Source organism: Propioniciclava soli, from assembly GCF_014858005.1.
GTDB classification, from domain to species: domain Bacteria; phylum Actinomycetota; class Actinomycetes; order Propionibacteriales; family Propionibacteriaceae; genus Propioniciclava; species Propioniciclava soli.
The window spans coordinates 458,215-478,465 of the sequence record NZ_JACYOT010000004.1; the positions used below are offsets into that span (position 1 = coordinate 458,215).

The following is a 20,251-nucleotide window of genomic DNA, read 5'->3' on the forward strand; positions in this document are numbered from 1 at the left end:
TTGCGTGCCATGAGTGTCGGGGAGATCGCCGGGTTGGTCGCAGCCGTCCGCCCCCGCGCCTGGGTGGCTGACTTCGCCACCACCGACGCCCGCGCCCGCCGCGCGAAGCACACCGAACTGATGGGTCTGTTGACCACCACCGAAAGAGGACGCCTCGAATGAAGACCGCGGAGATCCGGCGCCGCTTCCTCGACCATTTCGTCGCCCGGGAGCACCTGTTGATCCCCTCGGCGTCCCTGGTCTACCCCGACCCGACGCTGCTGTTCGTCAACGCCGGCATGGTGCCGTTCAAGCCCTACTTCGTCGGCGACGAGCCCGCGCCCGCGCCGCGCGCCGTGTCGTGCCAGAAGTGCGTCCGCACCCTCGACATCGAGGACGTCGGCAAGACCACCCGCCACGGCACGTTCTTCCAGATGCTCGGCAACTTCTCCTTCGGCGACTACTTCAAGGCCGGCGCCATCGAGATGGCGTGGTCGCTCGTCACGGGTTCCCAGGACGAGGGCGGGCTCGGCTTCGACCCCGAGAAGGTCTGGGTGACGGTGCTCGGGCCGGGCCACCACCCGGACTACCCCGACGGCGACGTCGAGGCGCGCGAGCTGTGGCGCTCGGTCGGCATCCCCGACGAGCGCATCCAGGGGCGCAACCTCAAGGACAACTACTGGCACATGGGCGTCCCCGGCCCCGGCGGCCCCTGCTCGGAGATCTACATCGATCGCGGGCCGGAGTTCGGCCCCGATGGCGGCCCGGTGGTGGACGAGGACCGGTTCCTGGAGATCTGGAACCTGGTGTTCCAGACCGAGGACCTGGCCGAGGTGCGCGCCAAGGACGACTTCGACATCGCCAGCCCGCTGCCGAGCCGCAACATCGACACCGGCGCTGGTCTGGAGCGCATCGCCTACCTGCTGCAGGGCCGCGCGAACATGTACGAGATCGACGAGATCTTCCCCGTCATCGAGCGGGCGGCCGAGCTGGCCGGCATCCGGTACGGCGACGACGCGGACGCCGACGTCCGGCTCCGCGTCGTGGGAGACCACGTGCGCAGCGCCCTGATGCTGATGACCGACGGTGTCACGCCCGGCAACGAGGCGCGCGGCTACGTGCTGCGACGCCTCCTGCGCCGCTCGGTGCGCTCGATGCGGCTGTTGGGGGTGGCCGATCCGGTGCTGCCCACCCTGCTGCCGGTGAGCCGTGACCTGATGGCCACCAGCTACCCCGAGGTGCGCGAGCAGTGGGAGCGCGTGTCGGCGTCCGCCTACGCGGAGGAGGAGAGCTTCCGCCGGACGCTCGCCTCCGGCACCCAGATCTTCGATGTCGCGGTGGCGGACGCGAAGGCAGCCCACCAGACGACGCTGGCCGGCGCCAAGGCGTTCCAGCTGCACGACACCTACGGCTTCCCCATCGACCTGACGCTGGAGATGGCGTCCGAGGCGGGCCTGGCCGTGGACGCCGCGGAGTTCCGCCGCCTCATGGGTGAGCAGAAGGCGCGCGCGAAGGCGGACGCCAAGGCGAAGAAGGGCGGCGCGGTCAACACCGAGGCGTACCGGGGCCTGCGCGAGGCCGGCGAGACGCCGTTCCTGGGCTACACCGAGCTCGGGGTGGCCTCGACGGTGCGCGGCATCGTCCGTGAGGGGCAGCTCGTGGCCGCGGCGCGGCCCGGCGAGCTGGTCGAGGTCGTCCTCGACGAGACGCCGTTCTACGCCGAGGCGGGTGGCCAGGACGCCGACAGCGGCCTCCTCACCGCCCACGGCGTCGAGCTGGAGGTGCTCGACGTCCAGCGGCCCGTGCCGGGGCTGGTCGTCCACACCGCGCGGGTGAACGAGGGCGAGCTCGAGGCGGGCGCGGAGGTGTTCGCGCAGGTGGATGCCGCCGCGCGCTTCGGCGCCTGCCAGGCCCACACCGCCACGCACGTCGTGAACGCGGCGCTGCGCCAGATGCTGGGCCAGGGCACGCACCAGGCCGGTTCCTACAACAAGCCGGGCTACCTGCGGTTCGACTTCAACGCCGCCCAGGGCCTCTCGGCCGGCGCGCGCAACGAGTTGGAGAGCATCGTCAACGCGGCGATCCGCGACGACTTCGCCGTCACCGCGCAGGAGATGGCCCTCGACGAGGCGCGCGCGCTCGGCGCGCAGGCGATGTTCGGCGAGAAGTACGGCGCCGTCGTCCGCATGGTCGAGCTGGCGGGCCCGTGGTCGCGCGAGCTGTGTGGCGGCACGCACGTGGCCTCCACCGCGCAGATCGGGCTGGTCAACCTGGTGGGCGAGGGCTCGGTCGGCTCCGGCATCCGCCGCGTCGAGGCGCTGGTGAGCGCGGACGCCTTCGCGTCCTTCGCCGCCGAGCGCGCCCTCGTCGCGACCCTGAGCGACACCCTCAAGACCCAGCCCGACCAGCTGGAGGATCGCGTCGAGAAGCTGCTGGCCCAGCTCAAGGCCGCGGAGAAGACGATCGCCGACCTGCGCGCCAAGGAACTGCTCGGCAACGCCGACGCGATGCTGGCCGCCGCGACGGACGCCGGCGGGTACCGGCTCGTCGCCCGGCACCTGCCCGGCACGGCCGGCGGCGACCTGCGCACCCTCGCGGTCGACCTGCGCGCCCGACTGGGCGACGCCGCGGGCGTCGTGGCGCTCGTCGGCGGCGACGCGAAGCCGGTCGTCACGGTGGCGACCACCGCGGCGGCGCGGGAGCGGGGCGCCAAGGCCGGCCGGCTCGTGGGCACGGCCGCGGCCGAGCTCGGGGGCCGCGGCGGCGGCTCGGATGACCTAGCCCAGGGTGGCGGCACGGACGCCTCCGGCGCCGAACGTGCGCTCGCGGCCGTCCGCACCGCTCTGACCGCATGAGCGACGCCGACGCGGCCCGGCCCGACGCCGCGCCCCCGATCCAGGGCGTCCGTCTGGCGCTGGACTGGGGGCAGGCGCGCATCGGCGTGGCCGCGTGCGACGCGCGCGGCACCCTGGCGCACCCCGTCGAGACGCTCAACGCGCGCGACCGCGGCCAGGTGTTGGCGCGGCTGCGGGCCTTGGTGGCCGAGTACGAGCCCACCGGCTTCGTGCTCGGGCTGCCGCGACATCTGAACGGACATGAGGGCGTCAACGCCAGGCTCGTGCGCGACAGCGCGGCGTGGCTGGCCGCGCAGTTCCCGGAGGTGGACGTCCGGCTCGTGGACGAGCGCCTGACCACGGTGACCGCGAGCGCCCAGCTGCGCGCGGCGGGACGGACGGCGCGCCAGCAGCGCGGTGTCATCGATCAGGCGGCCGCCGTGGCAATCTTGAACGCAGCCCTGGACACTGAGCGCGCCACCGGACGTCGCGCCGGGGAGCCCATCAACGAAAGGACGCCGGAATGACCGAGCGCCAACGTCGGGTCGAGCCGGGTCGCCTGCGCGACCCGGAGACGGGCGAGTGGAACCGCAAGGAGATCTGGCACTACCTGCGGGGGTGGGTGGCCGTGGCCGTCGCGCTGGCGGTGGTCTTCGGCGGGCTCTGGTTCGTCGGAACCCGGGCGTGGGACGCCTGGCAGGAGTTCCGCACCGCGGAGGACTACGAGGGCGAGGGCGCCGAGCAGGTCCAGATCCAGATCCCCACCGGCGCCACCATGCGTCAGATCGGCGATCTGCTCGCGGAGGCGGACGTCGTCAGCTCGGCCGACACGTTCGTTCGCGTCGCGAACTCCCGTTCGGAGGACGCGGCCCGCGTCCAGGCCGGCACGTACAGCATGCTGACCCGGATGCCTGCGGCGGCTGCCTTCGAGCGCTTGCTCGATCCGGCCTTCCAGGTGCGCGACATGATCCAGTTCCGCGAGGGGCAGCGGCTCACCGAGCAGGTGGCGCTCATGGCGGAGGCCACCGGCATCCCCGCCGAGGAGTTCACCGAGGTGGTCACGAACCGCATCGCCGAGCTCGGCCTGCCCGAGTGGGCGCCGGCCGACAATGCGGAGGGATTCCTGTTCCCCGACACCTACGAGCTGCCGACGGACCGGACGGCCCTGTCGGTGACGCGGCTGGCGACCACCCACTTCTCCACGGTCGCGAACGAGCTCGACTTCGCCAACCAGGCTGCGGCGTCGCCCGCTGAGAATCCCTACACGGCGCTGATCATGGCCAGCGTTTTGGAGCGGGAGGCCAACCGGCAGGAGGATCGCTACCGCGTCGCGCGCGTGTTCTACAACCGCCTGGCCGAAGGCATGCCGTTGCAGTCCGACGCGACCATCGCCTACGCCAACAACATCACCGGGCGCGTGTTCACCACCGACGCGGAGCGGGCGATCGACTCGCCCTACAACACCTACCTCAACACCGGCCTGCCGCCGGGGCCGGTCACGTCCCCGTCGCGCAACGCCCTGGACGCGGCGCTGCACCCGGCCGAGGGCAACTGGTTGTACTTCGTGGTCGTGAACCTCGACACGGGGGAGACCGAGTTCAACGACACCTACGAGGCGCACCAGGCCTCGGTAAACAAGTTGCAGGAGTGGTGCCAGACGCAGGCACCCGGCCGTTGCCAGTGAGCCCCCGGAAAGGCTGAATCCCATGCTCCGATACCTGACGGCCGGGGAATCCCATGGCCGCGCGCTCGTCGCGACCATCGAGGGAATCCCCGCCCACGTCCGGCTGAGGTCCGACGACGTCGCCGAGGCCCTGGCGCGGCGCCGGCTCGGCGTCGGCCGGGGTGCGCGCATGAAGTTCGAGGCGGACGCCGTGACGCTGCTCGCCGGCGTCCGGCACGGGGAGACGCTGGGCTCGCCGATCGCGATCATGGTCGACAACACCGAGTGGCCCAAGTGGGAGACGGTGATGGCGTCCGATCCGGTGGACGCCGACGTGCTCGCCGCCCAGGCCCGCAACGCGGCGCTGACTCGGCCGCGGCCCGGCCACGCCGACCTGGCCGGCATGCAGAAGTACGACTGGGACGAGGCTCGGCCGATCCTGGAGCGTGCCTCGGCGCGGGAGACGGCGGCCCGCGTCGCGATCGGGCGGGTCGCCTCGAACTTCCTCGAGCAGGCGCTCGGGGTGACCCTGGTGAGCCACGTCGTCGAGATCGGGCCGGTCGCGTCCGACGGGGAACACCTGCCGACGGCGGCCGACCGTGACGCCATCGACGCCGACCCGGTGCGCTGCTTCGACGCAGCCAGTTCGGCCCGCATGCTCGCCGAGATCGACGCGGCCAAGGCCGAGGGGGACACCATCGGCGGCGTCGTCGAGGTGGTGGTGCACGGGCTACCCGTGGGCATCGGCTCCCACGCGTCGGGGGATCGGCGGTTGGACGCCCGCCTGGCCGGCGCGCTCATGGGCATCCAGGCCATCAAGGGTGTCGAGGTGGGTGACGGGTTCGAGCTGGCCCGCACCCGCGGCAGCCTGGCCCACGACGAGATGGCCACCGACGACGGACGCATCCGGCGACTGTCGCACCGTTCCGGCGGCACCGAGGGCGGCATGAGCACCGGTGAAATGGTGCGCGTCCGGGCCGCGATGAAGCCGATCGCCACTGTGCCGCGCGCGCTGCGCACCGTCGACGTCGCCACCGGCGAGGCCGCGCAGGCCCACCACCAGCGCTCCGACGTGTGCGCGGTGCCGGCCGCCGGGGTGGTGGCGGAGGCCATGGTCGCCCTGGTGCTGGCCGAGCTGTGCCTGGAGAAGTTCGGCGGCGACTCGGTGGCCGAGACCGCCCGCAACCACGCCGCCTACCTCGCCCGGCTCGCCGAGCGGGGCCTGGCGTGAGCACGCTCGCCCTCATCGGCGCGCCCGGCGCGGGCAAGAGCACGGTCGGGCCCCTGCTGGCGGCCCGGCTGGGACTGGACTTCGTCGACGTCGACCAGTGGATCGAGGCGGCGCAGGGACGCCGCGTCCGCGACCTGTTCGCCGCCGACGGCGAGGCGGCGTTCCGCGCGATCGAGCGCGACGCCACCCTCACGCTGCTCGCCCGTCCCGGCGTCGTGAGCCTGGGCGGCGGTGCGCCGCTGACCCCGGCGGTGGCCGAGGCGCTGGCGTCCCACACCGTGGTGTGGTTGCAGGTGGACGCCCGCCACGCCCTGCAGCGCATCGGCGTCGACGACGGCGGCAGTGAGTTGCGCGCCCCCGTGGGGCTGCGCGGCCGCCTGATTGCCCTGCTCAACGAGCGGACGCCGGTCTACCGGTCGCTCGCGACCCACACCGTCGACACCTCGGCCCGCACCCCCGACGCCGTGGTGGACGACATCGTGGCGCTGCTGGGGGTGGCGGCGTGACGGTCGTCCAGGTCAACGCCGAGCGTCCCTACGACGTGACCGTGGGCCGGGGCATCGTCGCCGGCCTGCCCGCTGCCCTCGGTGGGGCGACCCGCGTCGCCGTCGTGCACCCGCCCGTGCTGGCCGACGCCGCGCGCCGGCTGACCGCCGACGTTCCGGCGCAGGTCAGCCTGCTGGAGGTGCCCGCGGGGGAGGACGCCAAGACCGCCGCCGTGCTGGCCGACCTCTGGGGCCGGCTCGCCGAGGCGGGCTTCACCCGGGGCGACGCGATCGTCGGCTTCGGCGGGGGAGCGACCACCGACCTCGCCGGGTTCGTCGCGTCCAGCTGGCTGCGCGGCGTCCGCTACGTGAGCGTTCCCACGACCCTGCTGGCCATGGTGGACGCCGCGGTCGGCGGCAAGACCGGCATCAATCTGCCGCACGGCAAGAACCTCGTGGGCGCGTTCTGGGAGCCGGCAGCGGTGTTCTGCGACCTCGACTTCTTGGGCACGCTGCCGGCCGATGACCTGCGCGGCGGCCTGGCCGAGATGGTCAAGCACGGCTTCATCGCCGACGAGCGCACCCTGGAGCTCTTCGAGGCCGACCCGGCGGCGATGCGCGACCCGGCGTCCGACGCGTTGGCCGAGGCCGTGACGCGTTCGATCGCGGTGAAGGCGGCCGTGGTCAGCGGCGACCTGCGGGAGGCGACGTCGGTCGGGGGCCGGGTGGGCCGCGAGCTGCTCAACTACGGTCACACCCTCGGCCACGCCATCGAGCGGCGCGAGCACTACCGCTGGCGCCACGGGTACGCCGTGAGCGTCGGCGTCCGCTACGCCGCGTTGCTCTCGGCGCGGCTGGGCCACGCCGACGACGGCTTCGTCGCCCGGCACACCGACATCCTCGCCTCGGTGGGGCTGCCGCTGACCTACGCGCCGGACGCCTTCGCCGAACTGCGCGCCACGATGAACCTCGACAAGAAGACCCGCGGCGCCGCGCTGCGCTTCGTGCTGTTGGACGCCGTGGCCGCGCCCTTCATCGCCGAGGCGCCGGATGAGCGGGTGCTCGAGGCGGCCTACGCCGACCTCACCGCCTGATGTACACGCCGAAGCACTTCGCGCTCGACGACGCCGGCACCCGCGCCCTGCTCGCCTCCGCCGAGACCGCGGAGCTGGTGACGGCGCACCCGACGGGGCCGGTGGCCACCCTGCTACCGCTCACGCACCGGCCGGATCCGGACGGGGTGGGGTTCGGCTCGCTGATCTTCCACGTGACCCGGGTGAACCCGGTGTGGCGCGACGTCGGCCTGGGGGATGCGCTCGCGATCCTGGCGGGACCCCACGGGTACATCGACGCCGACTGGTACGCCTCGAACGCGGCCAGCCCGGGCGTCCCGACCTGGAACTACGTGACCGTGCACGCCTACGGGCGGTTGGTGGTGCACGACGACCCCGCGTGGGTGCGCGCGGCGGTGGAGGAGATGTCGGAGCGCTTTGATTATGACGCTGGCCGTGTCGAAGCGGGCGCGTTCGAGCGCATGCTGCGGGCCATCGTCGGGCTGGAGCTGCCGATCAGCCGGATCGAGGCCAAGGCGAAGTTGAACCAGAACCGGACGCCCGCCGACATCGAGGGCGCGGTGGCCGGGCTGCGGACCGTCGGTGGTGCCGAGCTGGCCGCACAGATGGAGGAGATCAGCCTGCCGCACGCGCGGGCGCGGGAGACCCTCGTGGCCGACGTCCGCGCCCGGCGTGGAGACCCCGGGTGCCCGAGCTAGTGCCGCTGACCGGCAGACCGGTTGACGCCGGCGACAGGTCCCGAAGGTCTCCCTGACCGGGGAGGCGTCGCCACCATCCAGCACAATGTGCACGCATAGACACTCGCTTGTGGGCCGCACTGACAACGCGAACACGCGGACGGGCGGCCACCCGCACGCACATTTGCCGCGGGTCGATCGTGCCGGTGGCCGGATGTGCCCTGAGTCTTGCAGTTGGACCATGTGTCGACTAAAATCGACACATGGTCGAGGTCTACAGCACCGATGACTTCGACAGGTGGCTGCGCAAGCTGAAAGACCGCGAAGGTCGGCTGCGGATCCTGTCCAGGATCGACCGTCTGACCCACGGCAATCCTGGCGACGTCAAGGGCGTGGGTCGCGGGGTCTGGGAGCTTCGCCTGACCTATGGACCGGGCTATCGGGTCTACTACGCACAACGCGGCAACCGCGTCGTGCTCCTGCTGTGCGGAGGCGACAAGTCCACGCAGCCGAACGACATCGCCACAGCACAGCGGCTCGCGACCGAATGGCACACCAAGGAGGAGGGATCATGACCACCGAGCAGTTCCGCCGCTTCGACCCGGCCGACTACCTGGAGAACATCGAGGACGTCGCCGCATACCTGCAGATCGCCCTGGAGGACTCGGCCGACGACCCCAGCGCAGTGCCCCGCGCCCTGGGTGTCATCGCCCGCTCGGGCAACATGAGCGAACTGGCCCGCACAGTCGGAATGAGCCGTGACGGTCTCTACAAAGCACTGTCCGACAACGGCAACCCCACCTGGTCCACCGTCCTCAAGGTCTGCGAAGCTCTTGGACTCAAGCTCACCTTCCACGCCGTCGCGTAACGCCTCAAACTGCCGCGGTGAGGGTGCGCGTCCCCATGGCCCCTGGTGACGATGCCGGAAATGTCGGCTCCTGCTTCGTCGACAGCCACGCCGTCGTCTCGATCGCTCGGCACGGCTACCACCGGGTCGCCTACCTGATCGCCAGCGGCACGGTCGCGGGCCACGAACGCACACCCGACTTCGCACGACAAGGAGGCGCACAACCGAAACTGCCGCGCATGGACCCGGTCCTATTGATGGTGGACCGTGCCTGCCGGTGGAGCTTCAGGACCGTCTCTCTTGCGTGCCTGAGGGATCAGGCGCGTTTGGCGCGGATACACGGCTCTCGTCAATTGCTTCGATACACAGCTCCAAGAGGTAGGCACTCAGGGGTACCGCTGCATCTGCAGTTGCGTCGATATCCTCCCCCTCCAAAGTGATCAGCCCACCCGTGTCGATCTCCATCTGGGCCCAGAAATTCTGGATCTTGCGAAGCAGGGCTAGGGCCTCAACGTAGAGGTCAAGGTCAGGATTCTTGTCGATGTCGACGAGGTACTTGCCCAGCTCGTGGGTGAGCTCGTGACGATGCGAGTAGATGGATTGCAGCCGGTCTGCCTCAGTTGAGGTGATGGCCTCAGCTCTGACGAGCCACGCCACCGATCCGCGGAAGCGGTTCGGTCGTCCGCCCTGAAGCGACGGCTCAAGCACGTCGCGTGTGTATGCATCCTCATCGTAGAGCTGCGTGGACCCGTCGAAGCCCCTCCAATAGTACTCACGAACTTTGTCCAAGATCGCTGACTTCAGCAACTCATGCGTTAGCTGAAACAAGCCCGCAAAAGCCAGGGTGAACCGCAAGCTCGGAGGGGTCAGCTTCTCGCAAAGTAAGTCGGCGTACTCTTCTCGTGTTCGGCCCCCATACGGCGCTCTTGGTCGCTGGGCTGCGTCATCCACGCCACCAGCGTAACCGGAGTTTGCGCGTCCTTCGTTCTACCTGCCCCCGGGAAGCGTCCACTGATACCGCTGCCGTCGCGCTGGACAAGCACTGAGGCCACCGAGTCGAACGTTGTTGGCGCCTCAGAATCCCGGGCCGGAACTCTTCTTGCAGTACCTCCCGGGGGAAATAGGTGAGGCACGTGCCGACGCCCAGGCCGCGGGCCCCTCGACCAGCCCTGCACGAGATCGCATGTCTCTGGGTCAGGAGGCGTGGATGGCCGGTGGTAGGGCGCTGAGCTTGCGAGCATGCCGTTGGCGAGGGTGACGTCGTTGGGGTGGTGTGTGGCCGGTGGGCCTACGCCCGCTGCCACCGCAGTGAGCAGGATCGCCGCGACGCCATGCAGGCCTGGCTTCACCAGTACAACCGGCATCGTCCGCACACGACTTGTGGCACGTGGCCGTCCTCGCCACGATTGATCAACGTTCCCGGTCAGTCCACCGGGTCGACGTCGTCCCTCAGACCGTCCCCAGAGATCGGCGAAATGGCGTTGCCCTGGTCAAACCGCCCTAGTCAGGCTGCGTTCGCAGCCCCCCTGGCGCTACGGTTGCCCGCATGATCCTCCTTCGCTGCCCCCGGTGCGACCAGGTGGCCGAACTCGACGATCTGATGTGCTGCCAGTGCGGCGCCGAGCTGGGGTTCCACCCGCCGAGCCTCACGATGGTGACGTGCGGCCCCACCGGCACCACGACCGACGACGGCCGCTGGGTGTGGTGCTCGCAGCGCGACCGGCTGGACTGCAACTGGCTGCGCGACCTGGCGCTCGACACCGAGGAGTGCTTCGCCTGCCATGTCGTGCGCCGGCGTCCGGAGGCCGACCAGGACTCCGCCTGGGAGAAGCTCGCGCAGGCGTCCAGCCCCAAGCGGCGGCTGCTGGTCCAGCTGGCGGTGCTGGGGTTGCCCGTCGAGACGTTCCGCGACCAGAAGGGCGGGCTGGCGTTCGACCTGCTGTCGTCGAAGTCCAGCGGCGAGAACGTGACGATCGGGCACTCCAACGGCGTCATCACGATCGACCTCGCCGAGAGCCTCGACGACCACCGGGAGAAGCTGCGTGTCCAGCTGGGTGAGCCCTACCGCACGATGCTCGGCCACTTCCGCCATGAGGTGGGGCACTACTACCAGTGGAAGCTGGTGGAACAGACCGACTTCATCGGCGAGAGCCGCGCGCTGTTCGGTGACGAGCGCGCCTCCTACAGCGACGCGCTCGACCGGCACTACGCGCAGGGCGCCCCGGAGGACTGGCACGAGTCGTTCATCTCCGAATACGCCACGATGCACCCCTGGGAGGACTTCGCGGAGACGTTCGCCCACTACCTCCACATCACCGACACGCTGTCGACGGTGGCGCTGGGCGGCGTGGTGCTGCAGGGGGAGCGCTCCGACGGCGTCCTGGAGCGCGACGTCGTGCCCCGCGTGAGCTACGCGGAGGCGTCCACCGAGGAGATGGTGGACGACTGGCACTGGCTCTCCTTGCTGCTGAACCGGGCCAGCCGCGCCATGGGACGCCGTGACCTCTACCCGTTCACGCTGCCGGAGCCGGTCGTCCGCAAGCTCGACTTCGTGCACCGGGTGGTGGGCGCGACCGGACGGGTCACGGACCGGCCGATCCTGATCGGCGCGGCCGAGTAACGTTCATCCATGACCACGGCCTTCCACGCGGACTCGACCGACCTGCCCGAGAAGGAGGTCCTGACCTGGGAGCGCTTCGGCAGCGCCTGCCGCGAGCTGGCCCACCAGGTGGCCGACTCGGGCTTCGCGCCGGAGGTCATCATCGCCGTGGCGCGCGGCGGACTGCTGCCGGGTGGCGGCCTGTCCTACGCGCTGGGCTGCAAGCTGTCCGACGCCATCAACGTCGAGTTCTACACCGACGTGCACGAGACGTTGCCCGACCCGGTGCTGCTGGCTCCGATGCTCGACACCGAGAACATCCGCGGCAAGCGGCTGCTCGTGGTGGACGACGTGGTCGACTCCGGCCGCACGCTCGAGCTGGTGCTCGACCTGCTGCGCGAGGTCGGGGCCGAGGCCCGCAGCGCGGTGCTGTACGCCAAGCCGACCACGATCTGCCACCCCGACTATGTCTGGGCGCACACCGACCGGTGGATCGCCTTCCCCTGGAGCGCCGAGCCGCCGGTCACCGCCACGCGCGGCGAGGCCTGAGCCGGGCTGGGCCGCCCGGGGCGGGTCGTCCGGCATCGCGGCGCGGTACCGCAGGGCGTTTCGTGCCCGGGGGCTGGCCCGGGTAGCATGGTCCGCCGAACCCACACGCACGTCGAAAGGGACGCCGCATGCCCACGATCTCCACCAACGATCTCAAGAACGGCACCGTTCTCGACCTGGACGGCCAGCTTTGGCAGGTCATCTGGTTCCAGCACCACAAGCCGGGCAAGGGCAACACCGTGGTCCGCAGCAAGCTGAAGCACGTGCTGAGCGGCAAGGTCGTCGACCGCACGTTCAACTCCGACACCAAGGTCGAGAGCGCGAACGTCGACAAGCGTGAGATGCAGTACCTCTACCACGACGGCCACGCCTATGTGTTCATGGACACGAGCACCTACGAGCAGCTCCCCATCGCCGACGAGGTGGTGGGCGACGCGTCCGACTACATGCTCGAGAACCAGATGGCCACGGTCGCGACCCACGACGGCGACCCGCTCTACATCGAGCTGCCGGCGTCCGTGGAGCTCGAGATCACCTACACCGAGCCGGGCCTGCAGGGCGACCGCAGCTCCGCCGGCACCAAGCCCGCCACCCTCGAGACAGGCAAGCAGATCCAGGTGCCGCTGTTCATGGAGCAGGGCACCCGCGTGAAGGTCGACACCCGCGACGGCAGCTACCTCGGCCGGATCAGCGGGTGACCGAGAACCGCCAGAACACCACGCGCGGGAAGGCCCGCAAGCACGCCCTCGACATCCTGTACGAGGCGGACGTGCGCGGTGCCGACCCCCGCGAGATGCTCGCCGACCGCATCGCGCTCGGCGAGCGGACCGTCCGGCCGTTCACGATCGAGATCGTCCAGGGCGTCACCGATCACGGGGAGGCGCTGGACGCCACCCTGCGGGACGCCCTCGCCGAGGGCTGGTCGGTGGAACGCATGCCGTCGGTGGATCGCTGCCTCGCCCGCATCGGGTTGTTCGAGCTGGCCCACACCGACACCCCGGCCGCCATCGTGGTGAACGAGGCCGTCGACCTGGCCGCTGAGTACTCGACCCCCACCTCGCCCGGATTCCTCAACGCGCTCCTCGCCCGCGTGGCGCGCGACCGCGAGGGTGCCGAGGCCACCCCTGCGGTGGCCGACGCACCCGCCGCCGACGACGACGCACCCGCGGCCGAGGCCGGGACGCCCCCGGTGGCGGCCCAAGGGGCGGGAGACGCACCCGCCCCGTGACCCGATAGGGAAGGATCACCCTCATGGCGAGCCACAGTGACACCCCCGCCCTCCTCGTGTTGGAGGACGGCCGGGCGTTCCGAGGGGTTTCCTTCGGGGCCACCGGCGAGACGTTCGGCGAGGCGGTGTTCGCCACCGGCATGTCGGGCTACCAGGAGACGCTGACCGACCCGAGCTACCGCCGTCAGGTGGTCGTCGCGACCGCCCCCCACATCGGCAACACCGGCTGGAATGACGAGGACGACGAGTCGAGCCGCATCTGGGTCGCCGGCTACGTCGTGCGCGACGTGAGCCGCGTCCGGTCGAACTGGCGCAGCAACCGCAGCCTGGACGAGGTGTTGCGCGCCCAGGACGTCGTCGGCATCGCCGAGATCGACACTCGCGCGCTCACCCGCCATCTCCGCGAGCGCGGCGCCATGCGCGTCGGCATCTCCACGACCGATCTGGACGCCGACGCCCTGCTCGAGCGCGTGCGCGAGCAGCCGCCGATGGCCGGGGCCAACCTCGTCTCCGACGTCACCGTCGACGAGCCGGTGGTGTGGGAGGCGCAGGGGGAGAAGCGCTTCACCGTCGCGGCGGTGGATCTGGGCATCAAGTCCATGACCCCCGAGCAGATGAGCCGGCGCGGCATCGAGGTGCACGTGCTGCCGGCGAGCAGCACCCTGGCCGACATCACGGCGCTGGGCGCCGACGGGGTCTTCTTCAGCAACGGCCCGGGCGACCCGGCGGCGGCCGACGAGGCGGTCGCCCTGCTGACCGACGTGCTGGACGCCGACCTGCCCTATTTCGGCATCTGCTTCGGCAACCAGATTTTCGGCCGCGCGCTGGGTTTCGGCACGTACAAGCTCAAGTACGGCCACCGCGGCATCAACCAGCCCGTGATGGATCTGCGCACCGGACGCGTCGAGATCACCTCGCAGAACCATGGCTTCGCGGTGGACGCCCCGGCCGGCGTCGGGACGCCGACCCGCTGGGGCGAGGCGTGGGTCAGCCACGTCTGCCTCAACGACGACGTGGTGGAGGGCCTCGAACTGCGCGACGCGAGCGGGCGCGTCCGAGGCTTCAGCGTGCAGTACCACCCCGAGGCCGCCGCCGGCCCGCACGACTCGGCCTACCTGTTCGACCGCTTCCTCGCCGTGATGGCCGACCACCGTGCAGACGACCAGGAGACGAACTGACATGCCCCGTCGCACCGACATCGAGTCCATCCTCGTCATCGGCTCCGGTCCGATCGTCATCGGCCAGGCCTGCGAGTTCGACTATTCGGGCACCCAGGCGTGCCGCGTGCTGCGCGAGGAGGGGTTCCGGGTCATCCTGGTGAACTCCAACCCGGCCACGATCATGACGGACCCCGAGTTCGCCGACGCCACCTACATCGAGCCCATCACCCCCGCGATGGTCGCGAAGGTCATCGAGGCCGAGCGGCCGGACGCGATCCTCGCGACCCTGGGCGGGCAGACGGCGCTGAACACCGCGGTCGCGCTCCACGAGGACGGGACGCTCGCCAAGTACGGCGTCGAGATGATCGGCGCAAACTTCGAGGCGATCCACAAGGGCGAGGACCGGGAGAAGTTCAAGGAAATCGTCAACGGCCTCGACGTGCCGGGCGCCCACCCGGAGTCGGCGCGCTCGTTCATCTGCCACACCCTCGACGAGGTGCTGGCCGCCGCCGGCGAGCTGGGCTACCCGCTGGTGCTGCGGCCGAGCTTCACAATGGGGGGTGTGGGCTCGGGCTTCGCCCACGACGAGGACGAGCTGCGCGCCATGGCCACGACCGGCCTCGCGGCGTCCCCGGTGACGGAGGTGTTGGCGGAGGAGTCGATCCTGGGCTGGAAGGAGTACGAGCTGGAGGTGATGCGCGACCGGTCCGACAACGTCGTCATCATCTGCTCGATCGAGAACTTCGACCCGATGGGCGTCCACACCGGCGACTCGATCACCGTCGCGCCGGCGATGACGCTGACCGACCGTGAGTACCAGGCGATGCGCGACGTCGCGATCGCGGTCATCCGCGAGGTGGGCGTCGACACCGGCGGCTGCAACATCCAGTTCGCCATCAATCCCGACGACGGCCGCATGGTCGTCATCGAGATGAACCCGCGCGTGAGCCGGAGCTCCGCGCTGGCGTCCAAGGCCACGGGCTTCCCGATCGCGAAGATCGCCGCGAAGGTGGCCGTCGGGTACACCCTCGACGAGATCCCCAATGACATCACGTCACGCGGGGTGACCCCCGCGGACACCCACGGAGGGGGGACACCCCCCGCCGACACCCCCCTGTTCTATCCCGCCTCCTTCGAGCCGACGCTGGACTACGTGGTGGTCAAGGTGCCGCGGTTCGCGTTCGAGAAGTTCCCCGGCGCGGAGGACACGCTCACCACGCACATGAAGTCGGTCGGCGAGGCCATGGCGATCGGCCGCAACTTCACCGAGGCCCTCAACAAGGCGCTGCGCTCGCTGGAGGACCCGAAGGCGCCGTTCGACTTCACCGGTGACCTGCCCGACAGCCTGGACCACGTGCTGGACGCCGCGGCCCGCCCGCAGGACGGCCGCCTCTCACTGCTCATGCAGGCCATCCGCCTGGGCGCCACGACCGAACAGCTCCACGAGGCCACCGGCATCGACCCGTGGTTCTGCGACCAGCTGCAGCTCATCGGCGAGGTCGCCAACGCCGTCGCCGAGGCGCCCGCCCTGACGCCGGAGCTGCTGCGCCGCGCCAAGCGGACCGGCCTGTCGGACGCCCAACTGGCCGCCCTGCGCCACAGCAGCGAGGACGTGATCCGCGGCGTCCGCTGGGCGCTCGGCATCACGCCGGTGTTCAAGACCGTCGACACCTGCGCCGCCGAGTTCGCGGCGAAGACGCCCTACCACTACTCCTCCTACGACGAGGAGACCGAGGTCGCGCCGCGCACCAAGCCGGCCGTGCTGATCCTCGGTTCGGGGCCCAACCGCATCGGCCAGGGCATCGAGTTCGACTACTCGTGCGTGCACGCGGCGCTCGCGCTGCGTGAGGCCGGCTACGAGACGGTGATGGTGAACTGCAACCCCGAGACGGTCTCGACCGACTACGACACCTCCGACCGGCTGTACTTCGAGCCGCTCACCCTGGAGGACGTGCTCGAGGTGTACCACGCCGAGCAGGCCGCGGGCCCGATCGCGGGCGTCCTGGTGCAGCTCGGCGGGCAGACGCCGCTCAAGCTCGCCCAGGCGCTCAAGGACAACGGCGTGACGATCGTCGGCACCCCGCCGGAGGCGATCAACCTGGCCGAGGAGCGCGGCGCGTTCGGCGACGTGCTCACCGCCGCCGGGCTGCCGGCGCCGAAGTACGGCATGGCGCAGTCGGCCGCCGAGGCGATCGAGATCGCCAACGGCGTCGGCTACCCGGTGCTCGTCCGCCCCTCCTACGTGCTCGGTGGGCGCGGCATGGAGATCGTCTACGACGACGCGAGCCTGACCGAGTACATCGAGCGGGCCACGTTCATCACCCCGCAGGCGCCCGTGCTGGTCGACCGGTTCCTCGACGATGCGATCGAGATCGACGTCGACGCGCTCTACGACGGCACCGAGCTGTACCTCGGCGGCGTGATGGAGCACATCGAGGAGGCCGGCATCCACTCCGGCGACTCCGCGTGCTCGCTGCCGCCCATCACGCTCGGCGCCGACGTGATCGACCGGATCCGCCAGTCCACCGAGGCGATCGCGCGCGGCGTGGGCGTCCGGGGGCTCATCAACATCCAGTTCGCGCTGCAGTCCGACGTGCTCTACGTGCTCGAGGCGAACCCGCGGGCGTCGCGTACCGTGCCGTTCGTGTCGAAGGCGACGGCCACGCCGCTGGCGAAGGCCTGCGCCCGGCTCATGCTGGGGGAGTCGATCGACGACCTCCGCGCCGCCGGCGTGCTGCGGGCCGTCGGCGACGGCGCGACCGAGCTGGCGGGGGCGCCGATCGCGGTGAAGGAGGCGGTCATGCCCTTCAACCGCTTCCGGACGGCCGATGGCGCGTCGGTCGAGTCGCTGCTGGGGCCCGAGATGAAGTCGACCGGCGAGGTGATGGGGCTGGACGGCAACTTCGGCGTGGCCTTCGCGAAGAGCCAGACCGGCTCCTACGGCGGGCTGCCGATGAGCGGCACCGCGTTCGTGTCGGTCGCGAACCGCGACAAGCGGCACGCCATCTTCCCGGTCAAGCGGCTCTCCGACCTCGGCTTCACCATCGTCGCGACCGCCGGCACGGCGCAGGTGCTGCGACGCAACGGCATCGAGGTCACCGAGCTGCGCAAGGCCAACGCCGGCGAGGCCGAGGACGGTCGCAAGAGCGTGCTCGAGGCGATCCTTGGCGGCGAGATCGACCTGATCTTCAACACCCCGCAGGGCGCCGGGGCGGGCGGTGAGCCGCGCCGCGACGGCTGGGCGATCCGCTCGGCGGCCGTGCTGCGCGACATCCCGTGCATCACCACCGTGCAGGGGCTGGCGGCGACGGTGCAGGGCATCGAGGCCGCGCAGTCCGGCGGCATCGGCGTCCGCTCACTGCAGTCCTGGAACGCCGCCCTCACCGGCGCGACCGAGGGGTGAGCGTGGCCGGGGCGTCCTGGGCGCCGGAGACCGACGCCCCGGTGACGCTGCGCGATGTCACGCTGGGGCGCGGCCCGGTGAAGGTGATCGTTCCGATCGTGGGCGAGACCACCGCCGAGTTGGTGGACGCCGCCGCTGCGGCCGCCGCGGCCGGGCCCGACATCGTGGAGTGGCGGGTCGACGGCTTCGGCTCCGCGCAGCCGGACGCCGTGCTGGCCGCGGCGGCGGCGGTGGTGGACGTGCTCGGCGGGCGTCCGCTGCTGTTCACGTTCCGCACCGCGGCCGAGGGGGGCGCGCGGGTCATCGCGCCCGAGGCCTACGTGGCGCTGCACGCCGCCGTGATCGCCGCGGGCCTGGTGGAAGCGGTCGACGTCGAGCACCGGTTCGACGTCGCGGCCGGCGACGCCGTGCTGGCCGCCGCCCGCGCGGCCGGCGTCGCGGTGATCGGCAGCGCGCACGACTTCGCCGCCACGCCGGACGCCGACGCGCTCGTCGCGCTGTTGACGGCGATGCAGCACCGGGGTTTCGACGTGGTCAAGGCGGCCGTGATGCCGCATGACCCGGGCGACGTGCTGGCCCTGCTCGACGCGACCTGGACGATGGCCAGTGCGCACCGCGCCACCCCGGTGATCACGATGGCGATGGGGGAGCTCGGCGCCCTCTCGCGCATGGCGGCGCCGGTGGTCGGCTCGTGCGCGACGTTCGCGATGCTCGGCCGGGCGTCCGCGCCGGGGCAGCTGCCGCTCGCGGAGCTGAAGCCGATCTTGGCCCGCCTGTCGATGGACTAGGCTTTCCGGCGTTTCCCCCAGGCTCGCGCACGTGTGGTGCGTGCGCCCGTCCCCCGGTGAGAAGGAGTCATCACTCATGGTCGCCGTCGCGCTGATCGGGCTCTCCGGGTCGGGCAAGTCCACGCTCGGCCCCCTGCTCGCGCAGCGCCTCGGGGTGCCCCACATCGACGTGGACGCCGCGATCGAGCGCCGCGAGGCCCGCAGCATCCGCGCCATCTTCGACACCGACGGCGAGGCCCACTTCCGGGCGCTGGAGCGCGATCTCACGCGGGAGTCGCTCGCCGGCGACGCCGTGGTGAGCCTGGGCGGGGGCGCCCCCATGACGCCGGCCGTCGCGGACGCCCTCGCCGGCCACCCGGTGGTGTGGCTGCAGGCCGACCCGGCCACCGCCGCCCGCCGCGTCGGCGACGACCCGAACCGGCCGTTGCTCAGCGGTTCGGACGCCGTCGCGCGGCTCGAGGCCATGCTCGCCGAGCGCGGCGCCACCTACGCCCTCCTCGCCACCCTCGCCGTGGACACCGCCGACGCCGATCCCGCCGTGCTGGTGGAGACGATCGCCGCGCACGCGGAGTCCTTCCGAGCCGCGACCCCGGCTTCCCCCGAGCACGTCGGTGGTTCAGCGGGTGACGTCGGCCGCGCCGGCCGAAGCGCCGGCGTCCGGGCCGCGGTCGTGGCCCACGGGTACCGGCGGGTGCTGCGGCCGGTATTGTTCCGCGCCCGCGGCGGGGATCCCGAGCGCATCCACGAGGACATGATTGCCGGCCTGGCCCGGTTGGGGGACACCCCCGGCGTCCGCGCCGCGGTGGGCGCGCTGACGCGCACGGCGTCCGACCCGGTCGAGGTGGCCGGCATCACCTTCGGCGGTCGGGTGGGCCTGGCCGCGGGCATGGACAAGGACGGCCGCGCCGCGCTCGCCTGGCAGCACCTCGGCTTCGCGTTCGCCGAGCTCGGCACCGTCACGGCACGGCCGCAGCCCGGCAACCCACGCCCGCGGATGTTCCGGGCGCCGGCGTCCGGTGGCCTCGTCAACCGCATGGGCTTCAACAACGGCGGCGCCGCCGCCCTCGCCGCCCGACTGGCGTCGGTCGGGATCGTGCGGAACAGCAGCCGGGAGAACGGCCCGGCCGGCATCCCGCTCGGCATCTCCATCGGCAAGTCGAAGGACACCGCGCTGGACGACGCGGTCGGCGATTATCTGTTCTCCCTGCGCGCGGTCGCCCCGCACGCCGACTACGTGGCGATCAACGTGTCCAGCCCCAACACGCCCGGGCTGCGCTCGCTGCAGGACGGCGGCGCGCTCGCCGAGCTGTTGGGGGCACTGGTCGCCGAGACCCGCACCCTCGACGCCGCCCGGCCGGTGCCGGTGTTCGTGAAGATCGCCCCGGATCTGAGCTGGAGCCAGGTCGACGAGGTGCTCGCCACCGCCACCGACGCGGGGGCGTCCGGCATCATCGCGACCAACACGACCCTGTCGCGCGACGGGCTGGCGCCGGCCGATGCGGCGCTCGCCCACGAGGCCGGGGGGCTCTCGGGTGCCCCCCTGACGCAGCGTGCCCGCGCCGTGGTGCGGCACGTGGCCGCGCACACCGACCTGCCCGTGATGGGCTCGGGCGGAGTGATGACGCCCGACGACGCCGTCGCCCTGCTGGACGCCGGCGCGTCGTTGGTGCAGCTCTACACTGGCTTCGTCTACGCCGGGCCGGCGCTCATCGCCGGCATCAACGCCAGGAGGTGA

At 71.4% G+C, this 20,251-nt stretch carries 19 protein-coding genes; 18 read left to right on the plus strand and 1 reads right to left on the minus strand.

Annotated features, from left to right (window positions below):
* Positions 1-9 precede the first annotated feature (9 nt).
* The 10 genes from IFY26_RS04825 (at position 10) to IFY26_RS04870 (ending at position 8,810) form a co-directional block, all read left to right on the plus strand.
* Positions 10-162 (plus strand): hypothetical protein, encoded by a 153-nt coding sequence (locus tag IFY26_RS04825; RefSeq protein ID WP_232547852.1) that lies wholly within the window; start codon positions 10-12, stop codon positions 160-162.
* Complete coding sequence (gene alaS, locus IFY26_RS04830) at positions 159-2,834, plus strand: alanine--tRNA ligase (protein WP_232547853.1); 2,676 nt, start codon at positions 159-161, stop codon at positions 2,832-2,834. The genes IFY26_RS04825 and alaS overlap by 4 nt, the downstream gene beginning before the upstream one ends.
* Complete coding sequence (gene ruvX, locus IFY26_RS04835; RefSeq protein ID WP_232547854.1) at positions 2,831-3,340, plus strand: Holliday junction resolvase RuvX; 510 nt, start codon at positions 2,831-2,833, stop codon at positions 3,338-3,340. The genes alaS and ruvX overlap by 4 nt, the downstream gene beginning before the upstream one ends.
* On the plus strand, positions 3,337-4,497 hold the full coding sequence (gene mltG, locus IFY26_RS04840; RefSeq protein WP_232547855.1) for an endolytic transglycosylase MltG: 1,161 nt from the start codon (positions 3,337-3,339) through the stop codon (positions 4,495-4,497). Before ruvX ends, mltG begins: the two co-directional genes overlap by 4 nt.
* Positions 4,498-4,519: 22 nt before the next feature.
* On the plus strand, positions 4,520-5,707 hold the full coding sequence (gene aroC / locus IFY26_RS04845) for a chorismate synthase (protein WP_232547856.1): 1,188 nt from the start codon (positions 4,520-4,522) through the stop codon (positions 5,705-5,707).
* Positions 5,704-6,213: a shikimate kinase gene (locus tag IFY26_RS04850; RefSeq protein WP_232547857.1), complete on the plus strand. Its 510-nt coding sequence runs from the start codon at positions 5,704-5,706 to the stop codon at positions 6,211-6,213. Before aroC ends, IFY26_RS04850 begins: the two co-directional genes overlap by 4 nt.
* A complete protein-coding gene (gene aroB / locus IFY26_RS04855; protein WP_232547858.1) occupies positions 6,210-7,286 on the plus strand; it encodes a 3-dehydroquinate synthase in 1,077 nt (358 codons plus the stop codon). Before IFY26_RS04850 ends, aroB begins: the two co-directional genes overlap by 4 nt.
* A complete protein-coding gene (locus tag IFY26_RS04860) occupies positions 7,286-7,963 on the plus strand; it encodes an FMN-binding negative transcriptional regulator (protein WP_232547859.1) in 678 nt (225 codons plus the stop codon). Before aroB ends, IFY26_RS04860 begins: the two co-directional genes overlap by 1 nt.
* 242 nt (positions 7,964-8,205) lie before the next feature.
* Positions 8,206-8,517 (plus strand): type II toxin-antitoxin system RelE/ParE family toxin, encoded by a 312-nt coding sequence (locus tag IFY26_RS04865; RefSeq protein WP_232547860.1) that lies wholly within the window; start codon positions 8,206-8,208, stop codon positions 8,515-8,517.
* On the plus strand, positions 8,514-8,810 hold the full coding sequence (locus IFY26_RS04870) for an addiction module antidote protein (RefSeq protein ID WP_232547861.1): 297 nt from the start codon (positions 8,514-8,516) through the stop codon (positions 8,808-8,810). Before IFY26_RS04865 ends, IFY26_RS04870 begins: the two co-directional genes overlap by 4 nt.
* Before the next feature lie 264 nt (positions 8,811-9,074).
* On the opposite strand, the gene IFY26_RS04875 is transcribed toward IFY26_RS04870, so the two are convergent.
* Positions 9,075-9,740 carry a hypothetical protein gene (locus tag IFY26_RS04875; RefSeq protein ID WP_232547862.1) on the minus strand — a complete coding sequence of 222 codons (666 nt, stop codon included), beginning with the start codon at positions 9,738-9,740 and terminating at the stop codon, positions 9,075-9,077.
* A gap of 595 nt (positions 9,741-10,335) precedes the next feature.
* Between IFY26_RS04875 and IFY26_RS04885 the strand changes: the two genes are divergently transcribed.
* The 8 genes from IFY26_RS04885 (at position 10,336) to IFY26_RS04920 (ending at position 20,251) form a co-directional block, all read left to right on the plus strand.
* Entirely contained in the window at positions 10,336-11,409 is a 1,074-nt protein-coding gene (locus tag IFY26_RS04885) for a zinc-binding metallopeptidase family protein (protein ID WP_232547863.1), read from the plus strand.
* Positions 11,410-11,418: 9 nt separating this feature from the next.
* The gene (locus IFY26_RS04890) at positions 11,419-11,937 is read left to right on the plus strand and encodes a phosphoribosyltransferase (RefSeq protein WP_232547864.1); all 519 of its coding nucleotides are present in this window, start codon (positions 11,419-11,421) and stop codon (positions 11,935-11,937) included.
* 128 nt (positions 11,938-12,065) lie between these two features.
* The gene (efp, locus tag IFY26_RS04895; protein ID WP_232547865.1) at positions 12,066-12,635 is read left to right on the plus strand and encodes an elongation factor P; all 570 of its coding nucleotides are present in this window, start codon (positions 12,066-12,068) and stop codon (positions 12,633-12,635) included.
* Positions 12,632-13,165, plus strand: a complete 534-nt coding sequence (gene nusB, locus IFY26_RS04900) for a transcription antitermination factor NusB (RefSeq protein ID WP_232547866.1) — start codon at positions 12,632-12,634, stop codon at positions 13,163-13,165. Before efp ends, nusB begins: the two co-directional genes overlap by 4 nt.
* Positions 13,166-13,188: 23 nt before the next feature.
* Entirely contained in the window at positions 13,189-14,343 is a 1,155-nt protein-coding gene (gene carA / locus IFY26_RS04905; protein ID WP_232547867.1) for a glutamine-hydrolyzing carbamoyl-phosphate synthase small subunit, read from the plus strand.
* Between the two features lies 1 nt (position 14,344).
* Positions 14,345-17,728: a carbamoyl-phosphate synthase large subunit gene (gene carB, locus IFY26_RS04910; RefSeq protein ID WP_232547868.1), complete on the plus strand. Its 3,384-nt coding sequence runs from the start codon at positions 14,345-14,347 to the stop codon at positions 17,726-17,728.
* Between the two features lie 2 nt (positions 17,729-17,730).
* A complete protein-coding gene (aroD, locus tag IFY26_RS04915; RefSeq protein WP_232547869.1) occupies positions 17,731-18,516 on the plus strand; it encodes a type I 3-dehydroquinate dehydratase in 786 nt (261 codons plus the stop codon).
* A gap of 76 nt (positions 18,517-18,592) precedes the next feature.
* On the plus strand, positions 18,593-20,251 hold the full coding sequence (locus IFY26_RS04920; RefSeq protein ID WP_232547870.1) for a quinone-dependent dihydroorotate dehydrogenase: 1,659 nt from the start codon (positions 18,593-18,595) through the stop codon (positions 20,249-20,251).